The sequence below is a fragment of the Acinetobacter sp. Q85-2 genome, assembly GCF_013420555.1.
GTDB lineage: Bacteria > Pseudomonadota > Gammaproteobacteria > Pseudomonadales > Moraxellaceae > Acinetobacter > Acinetobacter indicus.
In genome coordinates this window covers 228,916-243,759 of record NZ_VOXW01000001.1, presented here as the reverse complement: position 1 = coordinate 243,759, position 14,844 = coordinate 228,916, and the positions used below count along the sequence as shown (strand labels likewise).

Annotated in this window: 11 protein-coding genes and 2 tRNA genes; 5 read left to right on the top strand and 8 right to left on the bottom strand. The window is 45.8% G+C overall.

Annotation, left to right across the window (positions count from 1 at the left end):
- Nucleotides 1-51: 51 nt before the first annotated feature.
- A complete protein-coding gene (locus tag FTT68_RS01190; RefSeq protein ID WP_168370418.1) occupies nucleotides 52-3,144 on the bottom strand; it encodes a multidrug efflux RND transporter permease subunit in 3,093 nt (1,030 codons plus the stop codon).
- Between the two features lie 289 nt (nucleotides 3,145-3,433).
- Between FTT68_RS01190 and FTT68_RS01185 the strand changes: the two genes are divergently transcribed.
- Complete coding sequence (locus tag FTT68_RS01185; RefSeq protein ID WP_168398986.1) at nucleotides 3,434-4,573, top strand: glycerophosphodiester phosphodiesterase; 1,140 nt, start codon at nucleotides 3,434-3,436, stop codon at nucleotides 4,571-4,573.
- Between the two features lie 62 nt (nucleotides 4,574-4,635).
- On the opposite strand, the gene FTT68_RS01180 is transcribed toward FTT68_RS01185, so the two are convergent.
- The 5 genes from FTT68_RS01180 to FTT68_RS01160 form a co-directional block, all read right to left on the bottom strand.
- On the bottom strand, nucleotides 4,636-5,790 hold the full coding sequence (locus FTT68_RS01180) for a LuxR C-terminal-related transcriptional regulator (protein WP_180175117.1): 1,155 nt from the start codon (nucleotides 5,788-5,790) through the stop codon (nucleotides 4,636-4,638).
- A 202-nt stretch (nucleotides 5,791-5,992) separates the two neighbouring features.
- Nucleotides 5,993-7,627, bottom strand: a complete 1,635-nt coding sequence (gene groL / locus FTT68_RS01175) for a chaperonin GroEL (RefSeq protein WP_180175116.1) — start codon at nucleotides 7,625-7,627, stop codon at nucleotides 5,993-5,995.
- A 57-nt stretch (nucleotides 7,628-7,684) separates the two neighbouring features.
- On the bottom strand, nucleotides 7,685-7,975 hold the full coding sequence (groES, locus tag FTT68_RS01170) for a co-chaperone GroES (protein WP_004810787.1): 291 nt from the start codon (nucleotides 7,973-7,975) through the stop codon (nucleotides 7,685-7,687).
- Nucleotides 7,976-8,175: 200 nt separating this feature from the next.
- Nucleotides 8,176-8,934 carry a metallophosphoesterase gene (locus FTT68_RS01165; RefSeq protein ID WP_127798940.1) on the bottom strand — a complete coding sequence of 253 codons (759 nt, stop codon included), beginning with the start codon at nucleotides 8,932-8,934 and terminating at the stop codon, nucleotides 8,176-8,178.
- Complete coding sequence (locus tag FTT68_RS01160; RefSeq protein ID WP_168389704.1) at nucleotides 8,915-9,853, bottom strand: diacylglycerol kinase family protein; 939 nt, start codon at nucleotides 9,851-9,853, stop codon at nucleotides 8,915-8,917. Before FTT68_RS01160 ends, FTT68_RS01165 begins: the two co-directional genes overlap by 20 nt.
- A 416-nt stretch (nucleotides 9,854-10,269) precedes the next feature.
- Here FTT68_RS01160 and FTT68_RS01155 point away from each other — a divergent pair, with 416 nt between their 5' ends.
- Nucleotides 10,270-12,099 (top strand): phosphoenolpyruvate carboxykinase (GTP), encoded by a 1,830-nt coding sequence (locus FTT68_RS01155; RefSeq protein WP_104470892.1) that lies wholly within the window; start codon nucleotides 10,270-10,272, stop codon nucleotides 12,097-12,099.
- Between the two features lie 175 nt (nucleotides 12,100-12,274).
- The gene (locus FTT68_RS01150) at nucleotides 12,275-12,709 is read left to right on the top strand and encodes a hypothetical protein (protein WP_005176335.1); all 435 of its coding nucleotides are present in this window, start codon (nucleotides 12,275-12,277) and stop codon (nucleotides 12,707-12,709) included.
- Nucleotides 12,710-12,739: 30 nt separating this feature from the next.
- On the opposite strand, the gene FTT68_RS01145 is transcribed toward FTT68_RS01150, so the two are convergent.
- Nucleotides 12,740-13,408, bottom strand: coding sequence for a methyltransferase (locus FTT68_RS01145; protein WP_034597408.1), 669 nt, complete (start codon nucleotides 13,406-13,408; stop codon nucleotides 12,740-12,742).
- A gap of 201 nt (nucleotides 13,409-13,609) precedes the next feature.
- On the bottom strand, nucleotides 13,610-14,458 hold the full coding sequence (gene folD, locus FTT68_RS01140; RefSeq protein ID WP_005176331.1) for a bifunctional methylenetetrahydrofolate dehydrogenase/methenyltetrahydrofolate cyclohydrolase FolD: 849 nt from the start codon (nucleotides 14,456-14,458) through the stop codon (nucleotides 13,610-13,612).
- 153 nt (nucleotides 14,459-14,611) lie between these two features.
- Here folD and FTT68_RS01135 point away from each other — a divergent pair.
- Nucleotides 14,612-14,685, top strand: a tRNA-Cys gene (locus tag FTT68_RS01135).
- A gap of 14 nt (nucleotides 14,686-14,699) precedes the next feature.
- Nucleotides 14,700-14,785 (top strand) — tRNA-Leu (locus FTT68_RS01130).
- The last annotated feature ends 59 nt before the right edge of the window (nucleotides 14,786-14,844 follow it).

The window sequence follows — 14,844 nt, the reverse complement described above, 5'->3', positions numbered from 1 at the left end:
GCCGCAGTGTCCCTGAAGCAGCAGCATTTTTCTCTGTATAAACCCGGCGGATCAGGCCTGTTTCAGTTTAAAGATCGAACGCACCAGTACATACATAAAGGGAATAAAGATCAGCACCAGAACCGTACCGAAAATCACCCCACCCAGCACACTCACGCCAATTTCCTGACGGCTGACCGCACCGGCACCAAAGGCAAATACCAGCGGAATGACCCCGGCCCCAAAGGCCAGCGAGGTCATCAGAATAGGACGTAAACGCAGACTCGCTCCTTCCAGTGCGGCTTCCACGGCGCTGCGCCCCTGCTGCTGCGCCATCGAAGCAAACTCGACAATCAGAATCGCATTTTTACAGGACAGGCCGATGGTGGTCAGCAGTGCAATCTGGAAATAGATATCATTCGGGAACCCGGCCAGGTAGCTGAACAGGATATTACCACCAATACCCAGTGGAATCGCGCTCATCACCGCAGTTGGAATGGTCCAGCTTTCATACAGCGCTGCCAGACACAGGAAGATAAAACCAATTGATACCAGATACAGCAATAAAGCCTGATTGCTGGACTGCTTTTCTTCAAAGGACAAGCCGCTCCAGGCCAGATCGACACCGTCCTGCTGGTCAACCAGCTGCTGAATATCCTGCATGGCCTGACCAGAGCTGGCACCGGCTGCGGTATCGGCTTCCATTTCCAGTGCGGTATAGCCCATAAACCGGTTCACCACTTCTGGTCCGCCGCCCCAGCTCAGGGTAGAGAAATTACCAAACGGCACCATCTGCCCGTTGGCATTACGGACCGACCAGGCCTGCAAATCTTCCGGGGTGGCACGGAACTCGGCATCACCCTGCATAATCACCCGTTTAATCCGGCCACGATCAATAAAGTCATTGATATAACTGCCGCCCCATGCCGCCGACAAGGTGCTGTTAATCGCGCCTTGGCTCAGGCCATTGGCCATGGCCTGTTTCTGATGAATATTGACATTCAGCTCGGCTTTTTCCGGATTGGATTTTTTATCCAGATTGGCAAAGCTGGAATAACGGTCGGCCTGACTGCGCAGGCTCTGGAATTGCTGCTCCAGATAATCACGGCCCTGCCCATTTAAATCTCGCAGCCAAAACTGCAGGCCATCGGTCTGGCCTAAACCGCGCACCGAGGCCGGCATCCCAATCATAATCTGCGCATCTGGATGACGCTGGAAATGCTGCATGGCCCGCTCACGAATTGCCTGCGCAGCATTGTCACTGCCCGGACGATCATCCCAGTGTTTCAGCGCAATAAAGCCCTGCCCCAAGTTCTGGCCAGTGCCGGAGAAGTTACGGCCATAGCGAATCATCACTAGATCAACATTGGCCTGTTCCTGTTCAATAAAATAGGCACGAATCGTTTCACCAACTTCACGGCTTTTTGACAGGGGCGCGCCTTCTTGCAACTTAAATTGCACCGTGAGCATGCCCTGATCTTCACTTGGAATAAAGCTGGTCGGCAAGGCTCGATAGAACAAGGCAAATACCCCGATTAAAGCCACAAAAATCACCAGACAGATGGTGCGATGTTGCAGGGTCCAGCTTGAAGAACGCAGATAATGCTGTTTCAGATTTTCCAGTTTCTGATTAAACCAGGCGGCCCATCGGGCGGTTTTCTGCTTTGGCTTTAAAATTAAGGCACATAAGGCCGGGGTTAAAATCAGTGCCACCAGCAAAGATAAGGACATCGCGGCCACCAGGGTGATGGAGAACTGACGGTAGATGACCCCGGTCGAGCCACCAAAAAATGCCATCGGAATAAACACCGCGGTCAGCACCAAGGTAATCCCGACCAGTGCCCCGCTAATTTCCTGCATCGACTGGATTGCCGCTTGTTTGGCCGAAAGCTGCTGCTCATGCATCAAACGTTCAACGTTTTCTACGACCACAATTGCATCATCGACCAGCAGGCCAATCGCCAGTACCAGCGCAAACAGGGTTAAGGTATTAATGGTCATGCCCAGCACATACAGCACCGTCAGGGTACCTAAAATCACCACCGGTACGGTGATGGTCGGAATTAAGGTGGCGCGCCAGTTCTGTAAAAACAGGAACATCACAATCACCACCAGAATAATCGCTTCAATGAGGGTTTTTACCACCTCTTTCATCGACTCCTTCACAAACGGCGTATTATCGCGTGGATAGACTATCTTGTAGCCTTCGGGCAACTGTTTGGAGAGATGATCAATTTCCTGCTGGATTAAAGCCGAGGTCGCCAGTGCATTGGCGCCAGAGGCCAGGGAGATGCCCAGCGCAGCTGAAGGATAGCCGTTAATCGTATTAAAGGACTGATAATTTTCTGCCCCCAGCTCGACCCGCGCCACATCTTTTAAATAAACAAAACTGCCGTCCTGGGCCGACTTTAAAATTACATTTTCAAATTCTTCGACAGTTTTTAAACGTGAACCGGAGGTGACTTTGGCATTTAAATACTGATCGGTTGCGGTGGGTAAATCGCCAATACTGCCGGCTGCCACCTGGGTATTCTGGGCTTCAACAGCGGCCCGAATATCGCTTGGCATCAAGGCATACTGTTTCAGTTTTAAAGGATTCAACCAGATTCGCATGGCATATTGCGAACCGAAGACATCCACCTCACCCACGCCTTCAATACGCGCCAGATCCTGTTCCAGATGGGTCATCATATAATCGGACAGTTCAATATTGGAACTGTGACCAGCGCTGTCATACAAACCGATGACCATATGGGTATCACCCAGAGATTTGAACACATTCACGCCTTGGCGCTGTACATCTTCAGGCAAACGGTTAATGGCGCTGTTAATCGCATTTTGCACCTGCACCTGTGCGGTATCTGGGTCTGTGCCATTTTCAAAACTGATACTGATACGGCTGCGCCCCGAAGAATCACTGCTCGAGCTAAAATACAGCAGATGATCCAGCCCTCGAATCTGCTGCTCCAGCACCTGGGTCACGCTCTCCTCCACTGTTTCTGCCGAAGCTCCAGTATAAGTGGCACTCACGGTAATGCGAGGCGGGGCAATATCCGGATAACGCTCGACCGGTAAACCTAAAGTGGAAAAAATACCAAACGCCATGACAATAATGGCCAGGACTCCAGCAAAAATAGGACGTTCAATAAAAAATTTTGACAGCATAGATTTGGTCACATGATGGGGTTGAGCCAAGATTTGGTTGAGCACTTCTGAAGGCGCTTTACCCTAGCAAATTTATATTGATATTCAGTGACTAAAGCCAAAAATACAAGAAAATATTACATAAAGATGTGTTGAACGAAAAATAAGGAGAAAATGTGGAGATAAAAGATTTATCTCGCTCTAGCATCATTTACATTGTCGCTATTTTGCAACCTGTCATGAGAATGCAAGTTTTTCCTTCAACACTACGCATGCGTCAAATAAAATAGCAGCATCATCAGAGGACCGCATGCTAAGAAAAACACTGATACTGACCAGCATTCTCACTTTAACTGCTTGTAATAGTGATGATCGTGATAATCAAACGCATAATCCCACTCCAACGCCGACACCACCGGCCTATGTTGAACCTGAAATTATTATTGTCGGACATCGAGGCGCTAGCGCCTTGCGTCCTGAACATACCTTGGAGGCTTATCAAAAAGCCATTGAGGATGGTGCAGATTTTATTGAGCCTGATCTGGTTCCAACCAAAGATGGTTATTTGGTTGCTCGTCATGAAAATGAAATTGGCGGTACGACCAATGTCAGTGAACTGCCACAATTTGCAGATCGTAAAACCACCAAAATCATTGATGGAGTCAGCTTAACAGGCTGGTTTACCGAAGACTTCACCTTAAGTGAACTGAAGCAGCTGAAAGCCCGCGAACGTATTCCAGATATTCGGCCACAAAACACTCAATATAATGATCAGTTTTTAGTGCCGACGATAGAAGAAATTATTGAACTGGCTGATCAGCACTATCAAAAAACAGGAAAAATTATTGGGCTGTATATTGAGACTAAACACCCAACCTATTTCCAGGATTTAAATATGGCCATGGAAGACCGTTTATTGAGTAGCTTGGCGAAATATGAATATTCGCGAAGTATTGCCCCAGTCTATCTACAATCTTTTGAAGTTAAAAATCTGCAATATCTACGCAGTCAGCTAGATCGTTTAAACACCTTGCAACATGCAAAAATCATTCAGCTCTACAGCGGACAGAGTTCTCAGCCTGCTGATGCACTAAAAGCAGGTCTGGGGACTACTTATGGTCAATTGGCCAGTGCAGAAGGACTTAAAACGGTTGCGCAATATGCTGATGGTGTGGGACCAAGTAAAACCTATATCGTCAGTAATCAGGGAGTAATCACCAATTTTGTGAGTCTGGCACATGCACAGGGCCTGAAAGTACATCCTTATACCTTGCGCCCAGAAAATGATTTTTTACCTGATCGCCTCGATTGTAGTCCAAATCCTGCTGAGAAGTGTGAAACAGGGGCGTTGGCCGAGTTTGAAATCTTCTTTAAAGCCGGTGTTGATGGTGTCTTTACAGATGATCCTGGACTAGGACGTCAGGCTGCAGACCTGTTTTTAAAACAGTAAAAATTCTCATATATTAAAAAAGACGCGGCATGCGTCTTTTTTCTACTCTCAAACAAAACAGCCTATACGATATGCTCAAAATTTACGGTAATGCCCATCAGTAAATGAATTAACTCGGCCTGTGAATTACACTGGGTTTTTGCATAAATATTTTTAAAATAGGTTCGAACGGTACTTAAACTGAGCTGACAATATTCAGCGATCTTTTCTAAATCATGCTCATTAATAAATAACTCGCATAACTCAATTTCCCGGTTTGACAAGTGATATTGCTGTTTTAAAAAATCTGCAGCTAAATAATATTTTTGCTCGGTTTCAGTCACAAAAACCGCGACATAGGCCTGTTCTGGTAGTCCTTCAGTATTCTTTAGCTGGCTTAAATTAAAAGGAATAATGGTGAGCATTAATGTCGTCTGATCTGGAGCAGACAAGGCCATAACCCCACCCGGCTCTTTGTTCCATTGACTTAAATTCGAACCTGCCCCCTCAATGAGCTGATCGAGTTTGGCCTGAAAGCCGCGGCCCACTTTTAAATGATTATAACAGTCCAGCTCAATCAGGCTGGAGCGATTAAGAATTGCTTGAGCCTTTTTATTAGAATAGATTAAACAGGACTGCTGATCGAGTAGCAGCACGCCCGTTTTTAAGTGATCTAAAATATGGCCTAAAGCCAGTTTCTGCTGCTTGGCCTGACAAAGCTGCCGATGAATTTGTAGTGCCCGGCGTAAATGCTTACCGATCCGCTTAAGAAATTCATGCTCTTCCGGACTATAAGGCTGAGCATCGGGCACCCGGTGAATACCCAAGACCGCCCAACGATGTTGCCCCTGATCGAGTAAAACAGCTGCGATATGACAAATCCCGGTTGGTTCCAGACAGCGCTCATAAAAGATATATTCATCTGTGCCTGGCATCTGGCCATAGGACTGCAAGTTTTGTTCAATAGTATCCCCCACCCCGATTTGCTGCCATAACGGCGCATGCAGTTTCATATCAATGACTTTAATCCGTTCGTCCTGATAGGCATCAATACAGGCTTGCGGAATGTTATAGGTATGCACAAAGTCATAACTTGGACTTAACTGGTCCAGAGCGGTAAAAATCGCGGTTTTACTGTTGGTGTAGTGCACAATGGCTTCAATTACTTGCGGCCATAAACGCGTATCCATCGCGGCATCATAAATTAACCCAATGATCTGGTGTTCTTGTTCTTTCATCTCTCCCCCAGCTTAATCATTAAGCCCTACCAATTTAATACAAAAGCTCATCATACATTTAATTATTTTTGAACCATTTATCTATTTCTTACTTTTTTATGCATTAAGTTTAGTTTTACTGCATTGTGTTTTTTATTGACCTGCATATAAAAAAATCCCCGCAATTGCGGGGATTTTTATGATCGAATGACCAGCAGATGTATTACATCATGCCGCCCATACCACCCATGCCGCCCATGTCAGGCATTGCTGGTTTTTCTTCTGGGATTTCAGTGATCATGCACTCAGTTGTGAGCATTAAGCCCGCAACAGATGCAGCATGCTCAAGTGCAGAACGGGTTACTTTCGCTGGGTCAAGAATACCCATTTCAAGCATGTCGCCGTATTCACCACTTGCAGCGTTATAACCGAAGTTACCTTCACCATTTTTCACAGCGTTGATCACAACAGATGGTTCATCACCTGCGTTTGCCACGATTTGACGAAGCGGCGCTTCGATTGCACGGCGCAGGATGTTGATCCCTACGTTTTGGTCATCGTTGGCACCTGTTACACCGTCAAGTGCTTTGGCAGCACGTACCAGTGCAACACCACCACCAGCAACCACACCTTCTTCAACTGCAGCGCGAGTTGCATGAAGCGCGTCGTCTACGCGGTCTTTTTTCTCTTTCATTTCAACTTCAGTTGCAGCACCGATCTTGATCACTGCTACACCGCCTGCCAATTTAGCAACGCGTTCTTGAAATTTTTCTTTATCGTATTCAGAAGTCGATTCTTCGATTTGCGCACGGATTTGTTGAACACGCTCAGCGATTTGGCCTGCGTTACCCGCACCATCCACAATCACGGTGTTTTCTTTAGATACAGTTACTTTGTGTGCAGTACCTAAGTGTTCAAGCGTTGTTTGGTCTAACTGCATACCGATTTCTTCAGAAATCACAGTACCACCAGTTAAAATCGCGATGTCTTGCAGCATTGCTTTACGACGGTCACCGAAGCCAGGTGCTTTCACCGCACATACTTTGATGATGCCGCGCATGTTGTTCACAACAAGCGTTGCAAGCGCTTCACCTTCAACATCTTCAGCGATAATTAATAGTGGCTTACCGGTTTTTGCAACTGCTTCAAGAACCGTAATCAGTTCACGGATGTTGCTGACTTTCTTGTCTACCAGCAGGATGAACGGGTTTTCAAGTTCAGCAGTCAATGTATCTTGTTTGTTGGCGAAGTATGGAGAGATATAACCACGGTCAAACTGCATACCCTCTACAACGTCAAGCGCATCTTCAAAGCCTGAACCTTCTTCAACAGTGATTACGCCTTCTTTGCCCACTTTTTCCATTGCTTGTGCAATTAAAGCACCTACAGTGGTGTCAGAGTTTGCAGAGATCGAACCGACTTGTTCAATTGCTTTCGAATCAGATGCAGGTTGTGCAGTTGATTTGATTTCAGCCACTAAAGTTTTCACCGCGATGTCGATACCGCGTTTCAAGTCCATTGGGTTCATACCCGCAGTCACTGACTTGATGCCTTCGTTCAGGATGGCTTGCGCCAATACAGTTGCAGTTGTGGTACCGTCACCTGCAATGTCATTGGTTTTAGAAGACACTTCACGAACCAGTTGCGCACCCATGTTCTCGAACTTGTCTTTTAACGTGATTTCTTTCGCAACAGAAACACCATCTTTAGTGATGTGCGGTGCGCCGAAAGAACGGTCGATCACCACGTTACGGCCTTTAGGACCTAAAGTTACTTTCACTGCATCTGCAAGAATGTTGACACCCGCAATCATTTTGCTACGAGCTGAATCACCAAATTTTACGTCTTTAGCTGACATGATTTACTCCAATTTTAAATCTTAACTAAATCTGATAACCATTGAGTTAGTGAGAAATTAGCCTTCTAAAACAGCTAAAATGTCAGACTCTTTCATAATAAGCAGTTCTTCACCGTCTACTTTTACAGTGGTGCCGGCATAGGTACCAAACAATACTTTATCGCCAACTTTCACATCTAATGCACGTACGCCATTGTCTGTGATTTGACCATTACCAACTGCAATGATTTCACCCTGAGCAGGTTTTTCAGCAGCAGAACCTGGCAATAAAATGCCGCCAGCAGTTTTTGTTTCTTCTTCGACACGACGAATTACTACACGGTCATGTAATGGACGAATGTTGCTCATAAATAACTCCATCAGACTAAGTCTTCGTTAGATAACTGATGACGACTTATTTATTCCTTTGGTCATCATCAAAATGAATTTTAGATGTCACTTTTGTGGGGATGGAAAAAAACGCTTCAAGGGGAAAAATGAAAAAAAATCTGTTTTTTGTCTTTTTTTTCGCCAGCCATCAGACCACTGTCGCTTTATTCCCCATATTTCTAATACGGTTCAAATTTTTGTGTGCGTTCATTAAAAAAATAGGCCTGAATTTCACCGCTGTCATGAATCACATTAAAGCTGTTATTAAAACGATGATGCAGACGATAAGACAGCGCCGTGCCGGCATGAATATCCAGCACCGGATGACTGGCCTGCAAATGATAAATCTGGTTTAAATCATAGACTGCGGACTGATGCAGATGACCATGCAACAGCCCGAACAGGCCATGCTGACTCCAGCTTTCCAGCGCCATTTTGCCAAGCATTGGACAGTCTTTTACCCCATGCGGATCATCCGGCGGGGTATAAAACGGTTGATGCGCAGCAATCAGCTTGATTTTATGCGCCGGCGCCGCGGCCAGAATCTGATCGACCAGCTGGATTTGCGCCAGCGAAATATGCCCGCGGGTATGGTAACGCCGCCGGATACTGTTTAAACCAATCAGAAAAAAATGCTCGGTTTCCAGCACAGTTTCCATCTTGCCAAAAAACAGCTGATAACGCGCAAATGGATTGACAAAACGGGTCCATAAATCGAATAGCGGAATATCATGATTGCCCGGCACCACCAGATACGGCCGCTCCAGGCTGTCGAGAAACTGCTTACAGTCATAAAACTGTTTAAAACGCGCACGCTGGGTTAAATCACCACTGACCACTATCGCTTCAGCCTGATGCTCCAGGCAAAATTGCCGGATGGCTGCCATGCAGACCGGCTTTTCGGTGCCAAAATGCAAGTCAGACAGATGCAGAATCATAAGGCACCATCATATTTAAGGCATTTTTTTCCACTGTGACTATTAGCGGTGGTCGCATCCGGACAATTTCACCATCAATGGCCACCTGCATGGTTTTTAGTTGTGCATGAATCACCACCTGATCTGCAGCAAAAGTATATACATCGGGCGCTTGTTCAATTTCCCCTTTCACCAGCTGCCATAAAATTTTAAACAGGGTCAGCTTATCGCTTTTCGCCACCACAATGCCGGCCACCTTGCCCTGTGCCACCGCTGCAGCAATACGCAAATTCATCTCCGACAATTGCAGCTGGTTATTGCCAAAAAATACCAGCGGAGTTTTCACCGGAAACAGCTTGCCATCGACTTCAACTTTTAATTTCAGCTCCTTGCGATGGCGAATCATTACATCCAGACCGGAGGTATAGGCATGTAAAGGAAAGCGACCCAGATAGCGGTTATACAGCTCCCGTTTCTGGATAAATAAAGGATATAGCCCCAGGCTGGCATTGTTTAAATAGATATGTTCATTGATCCGCGCGATATGCGCCTTGCGTGGCCGGCCGGTTGCAATCACATGCGCTGCCTGAATAATATCCACCGGAATATCAAATACGCGGGCCACATAGTTAAAGGTACCTAAAGGTAAAATGCCCATGGGAATATCGGTATGAAGCAGTTTGGCGGCCACGGCATTCAAGGTGCCATCTCCTCCTGCAGCTACCACCACGCCATAATTGTCCGGGTCCTGATGACGTAAAAATACCTGCGCCATTAATTCATCAAAACTAGAATACTGTTCGATATCAAAGGACTGGATTTCAAAACCGTATTGGGAAAAAATCTGAATCAGCTCTTCATATACCTCGGTTTTATGGGTCGCATGAAAGCCTGATTTTTTGTTATACACAATAGACAATGGCTTGAATTGTTCAGACATTTTGTCCACATCTTTAAAGCATTTGTTCTAATTTCAGCCAATTAAGTGGAAATTTAAAGCACCTTTATGTAAAAATCGAATTACCACCATTTATTTAATCAATAATGATTCTCAGAAAAAATTTAGATATAAATTATTGTTTTAAAAAGAAATAAATAAATTAAATAATATACATAAATATAAAAAATAAATAAGACACCCCCTTATTTAAACATTATCTTTTTGTTTTTTATAAACTTATCATTTAGATTGCATTAACTACCAAAATAATTCCTTTAGTCCTTTAGTCTTATTTTTTTCGTCATTTTGTGCTTTAATACAGCCACTTTTTTTTCATATTTCATCTGAGCGGTTCATTTCATCTCTCAGATTGTACTTTGTACAACAGTTTGTACACATTTTAGATAGGCCTCACCATGACCCAAGTGAACGCACCAGAATTCGTTCGTCACCCTAAGCTTATTGCTTGGGTGGAAGAGATTGCTAAATTAACAAAACCAGCAAAAATTGAATGGTGTGACGGTAGCGCAGAAGAATATCAACGTTATATCGACTTGATGATCGCTAACGGCACAATGCAAGCGCTTAACCAAGAAACTCACCCTGGTTCTTATCTTGCAAACTCTGATCCTTCTGACGTAGCTCGTGTTGAAGACCGTACTTACATCTGCTCTGAAAACCAGGAAGATGCCGGTGCGACCAACAACTGGGAAGCGCCTGCAGTAATGCGCGAAAAATTGAACGGTTTATTTGACGGTTCAATGGCAGGTCGTACGCTGTATGTGGTTCCATTCTCAATGGGTCCACTCGGTTCACACATTGCACACATCGGGATCGAGTTAACTGACTCTCCTTATGTTGCAGTCAGCATGTCTAAAATGGCTCGTATGGGTAAAGCTGTTTATGACGTATTAGGTACAGATGGCGAATTCGTTCCATGTGTACACACTGTAGGCGCTCCGCTTGCCGAAGGTGAAAAAGATGTTGCATGGCCTTGCAACAAAGAAAAATACATCGTGCACTATCCAGAAACACGTGAAATCTGGTCTTACGGTTCAGGTTACGGCGGTAACGCATTGTTAGGTAAAAAATGCCTGGCGTTACGTATTGCATCGTTCATGGGTCGTCAACAAGGCTGGTTAGCTGAACACATGCTGATTCTTGGCGTGACCAATCCTCAAGGCGAAAAACACTACATCGCAGCGGCATTCCCATCTGCATGTGGTAAAACCAACTTCGCGATGCTGATTCCACCAGCTGGTTATGAAGGCTGGAAGATTGAAACTGTAGGTGACGATATTGCCTGGATCAAACCAGGTGAAGATGGTCGTCTATACGCAATCAACCCTGAAGCTGGTTTCTTCGGTGTAGCACCTGGTACAAACACCAAAACTAACCCGAACTGTATGGCGACGCTGCACAAAGACGTGATCTATACCAACGTTGCTGTGACTGACAATGGCGAAGTATGGTGGGAAGGTCTTTCTAAAGAAGCACCTGCAAACCTGACCAACTGGAAAGGTCAACCACATACTGGTGAAGAAAAAGCAGCGCATCCAAACGCGCGTTTCACCGTATCTGCAGGTCAATGTCCTTCAATTGATGCTGACTGGGAAAATCCAGCAGGTGTTCCAATCTCTGCATTCATCTTCGGTGGTCGCCGTGCAGACACAGTGCCTCTAATTTCAGAAGCATTTGACTGGGTTGATGGCGTGTATAAAGCGGCAACCATGGGTTCTGAAACCACTGCTGCTGCGGTTGGTCAACAAGGTATCGTTCGTCGTGACCCATTCGCAATGCTGCCATTCGCGGGTTACAACATGGCGGACTACTTCTCTCACTGGTTAGAAATGGGTGAGAAAGTGGGTGCGAAAGCTGAAGCTGCAGGTAACAAACTGCCTGGTATCTACAACGTGAACTGGTTCCGTCGTGATGCTGAAGGCAACTTCGTATGGCCTGGTTTCGGTCAAAACATGCGTGTACTTGAGTGGATCATTGACCGTTGTGAAGGTCGTGCAGATGCTGTAGACACTCCAATTGGCCGCGTTCCAACTTACGAACAGCTGAACTGGACTGGTTTAGATTTCTCTAAAGAGCAATTTGAAACCGTGACTGCACAAGACAAAGATCAATGGATCAAAGAACTGGAAAGCCACACTGAGTTATTCAATAAACTGGGTGATCGTTTACCAGAAGCATTGAAAAAACGTCAAGCTGAGCTTTTAGAAGCGGTTAAATCTGCTTAATTGCTGATTAACATGAAAGAGGTCGCGAAAGCGGCCTTTTTTATTGCCTGCCTATACACGCTACATTTTACCGGCAATAAATTTCAACACATCATTGAGGAAAGCAGTCGTCCCCAGGTCAGGCTTTTATGGCATACTTGAAAGTATAAATTAGAGATCATGAGCCATAATAGCGATGAACAATACTTATAAACTTTTAGGACTTGCCTGTACGGTTACCCTGCTCACTGCCTGCCAGAGTGGGCCACGCGAATTTAATGGCAATGTCGGTTATCAGATCGAAAGCCGCACTGACAGCACAGCCACCTTGGCTTACACCCTTGCAACACGCAACAATCAGCAATTAGATGAACAGCGCCTACAACGTGCCTGCCAGAAAGTGCTGGCCAGCAATAAAGTCTTTAAATTAAATATTCTCAGCGTCAATGAAATTGCCAACCCGGCGGCCGGTAATAATCTTACTGCTCCAGGACGTCAAATTGGCGATACCCGTGCCACCTTTAGCCTGTCGAATACCCCTGGCCTGCACAGCAGTGAAAATCCGGCCACACGTGATGCCCTCACTGCCCGCCCAAGCACTTTAACTGTGGTGCGCTATACCTGCTCTTAAGCTTCTGCAAGCCAATAAAAAAGACGCTGTTTACAGCGTCTTATAAAAACTGACATTACGAAATTCGGGCGACTCATCTAAATCGGGCCAAGTGGTGGCACTACGCTCATCCAGCTTTTCATATTTGGGATGGCTAAAGTTTTTCACCCGGCTGTCCGCCACCCACACTTCTGGGGCAAATTTTAAAAACTCATCCAGGAAAAAACGGTTGCATTGATCGTATAGCACATCCGCTGCGAGTAGTACATCAACCTGCTCGGCTTTGTAGAGATCATCCAGATATTCCAGCTCGACGCCATTAAGTTCGGCATTGGCCCGACAGGCATCCAGACTGACCTGATCAATATCACAGCAGATCACCCGCTTGGCACCTGCCATTTTGGCAGCAATCGCCACCACACCTGAACCTGCGCCAAAATCCAGCACCACTTTATTTTTCACATGATGTGGTTCAGCCAGCAACCACTGCGCCATGGCCAATCCTGAGGCCCAGCAGAAAATCCAGTACGGCGTATCATTCCAGATCCGGCGGATGACTTCATCATCGAGTTTATCGGTGGGAAAAACCGGCGGAATCAACCAAAGTGAAATCGGTGTTTCAGGCAATTGCTGTGCCTGCAGTTCACAATGTGGAATCACATCATGCAAAGCACTTAATAGATGTTCAGGGGCTTTAGGAAATTGAAAGGTGCAGCTCATTGGTTTTTTATTCTTTATGTATTTCAGCAAAAATCTGATGTTAGAGGTTTTACCCTCATCCCAACCTTCTCCCTGAGCCGTATACGGCGCAAGAGAAGGAGTATCCATTATTTTTACAATGAATTTTCCCTCTCCTGAGCAAGATTTAAAGCACTGCTTTTAAATCGAAGCGCAAGAGAGGGTCAGGGAGAGGTCAATTTATTAACCCAAAGCCTTCTCAGCCGCTTCTACGGTTTGACGAATCAAGGTTGTAATCGTCATCGGACCAACACCACCTGGCACTGGTGTGTAAGCAGAAGCGATGTCTTCGATACCAACGAGTTGGATATCACCAACACCACCGCCTTCACGTGGGTGGAAGCCCGCATCAACGACCACTGCACCTGGCTTAATCCAGTCTTTCTGAATCAGTTCAGCTTTACCAACTGCGCCCACAATAATATCTGCCTGCTTCACGAATTCAGCCAGGTTTTGTGTGCGTGAGTGACAGGTGGTTACAGTTGCATTGGCTTCTAGCAGCATCGCCGACATTGGTTTACCCAGAATAGCCGAACGACCAACCACCACTGCATGTTTACCCGCGATTTCGATGTTGTTTTCTTTCAGAATAGTCATGATGCCCGCTGGTGTTGCCGAACCATAGGCCGCTTCACCCATCGCCATACGACCATAACCCAAACAAGTCACACCATCGACATCTTTTTCAAGTGAAATGGCATCGAAGCAGGCACGCTCATCAATTTGTGCCGGTACCGGATGCTGTAACAGGATACCGTGTACATCAGGATTGGCATTGAGTTTTTCAATTTCAGCCAGTAACTGCTCAGTGGTGGTTTCCTGTGGAAGCTCGATTTTTAAAGAGTCCATACCGACACGGCGGCAGGCATTCCCTTTCATACGTACATAAGTTGCAGATGCACCGTCGTCACCTACCAAAATAGTCGCCAGAATTGGGGTACGACCTGTTTTCGCCTTTAATGCTTCTACGCGTGTTAACAAGTCAGCTTCAATTTGCTTTGCTAATGCACGACCATCCAAAACTAATGCCACGGCACATCTCCAAATGTTGATAGGAATCAATTTTGCAAATAATACATGATAATTTAGGCAATTTTCTTTCATATGCCGAATTTATGTGCATATGCGCGATTTATAGTATTGTTTTTTTTCCAGAGCTTGCTAATATGTGCATCACCAAGACGTGGCGGGGTGGCAGAGTGGTCATGCAGCGGACTGCAACTCCGTGGACGCCGGTTCGATTCCGACCTCCGCCTCCAATCTTGGTAAAAATGCCCGAGTGGTGAAATCGGTAGACACAGGGGATTTAAAATCCCCCGCCCTCAAAGCGTGCCAGTTCGAGTCTGGCCTCGGGCACCATTTTAACAGATCTTAAAATGGTGCAGTAAAGAATCCAGCGTCAAGCTGGTTTTTTTATG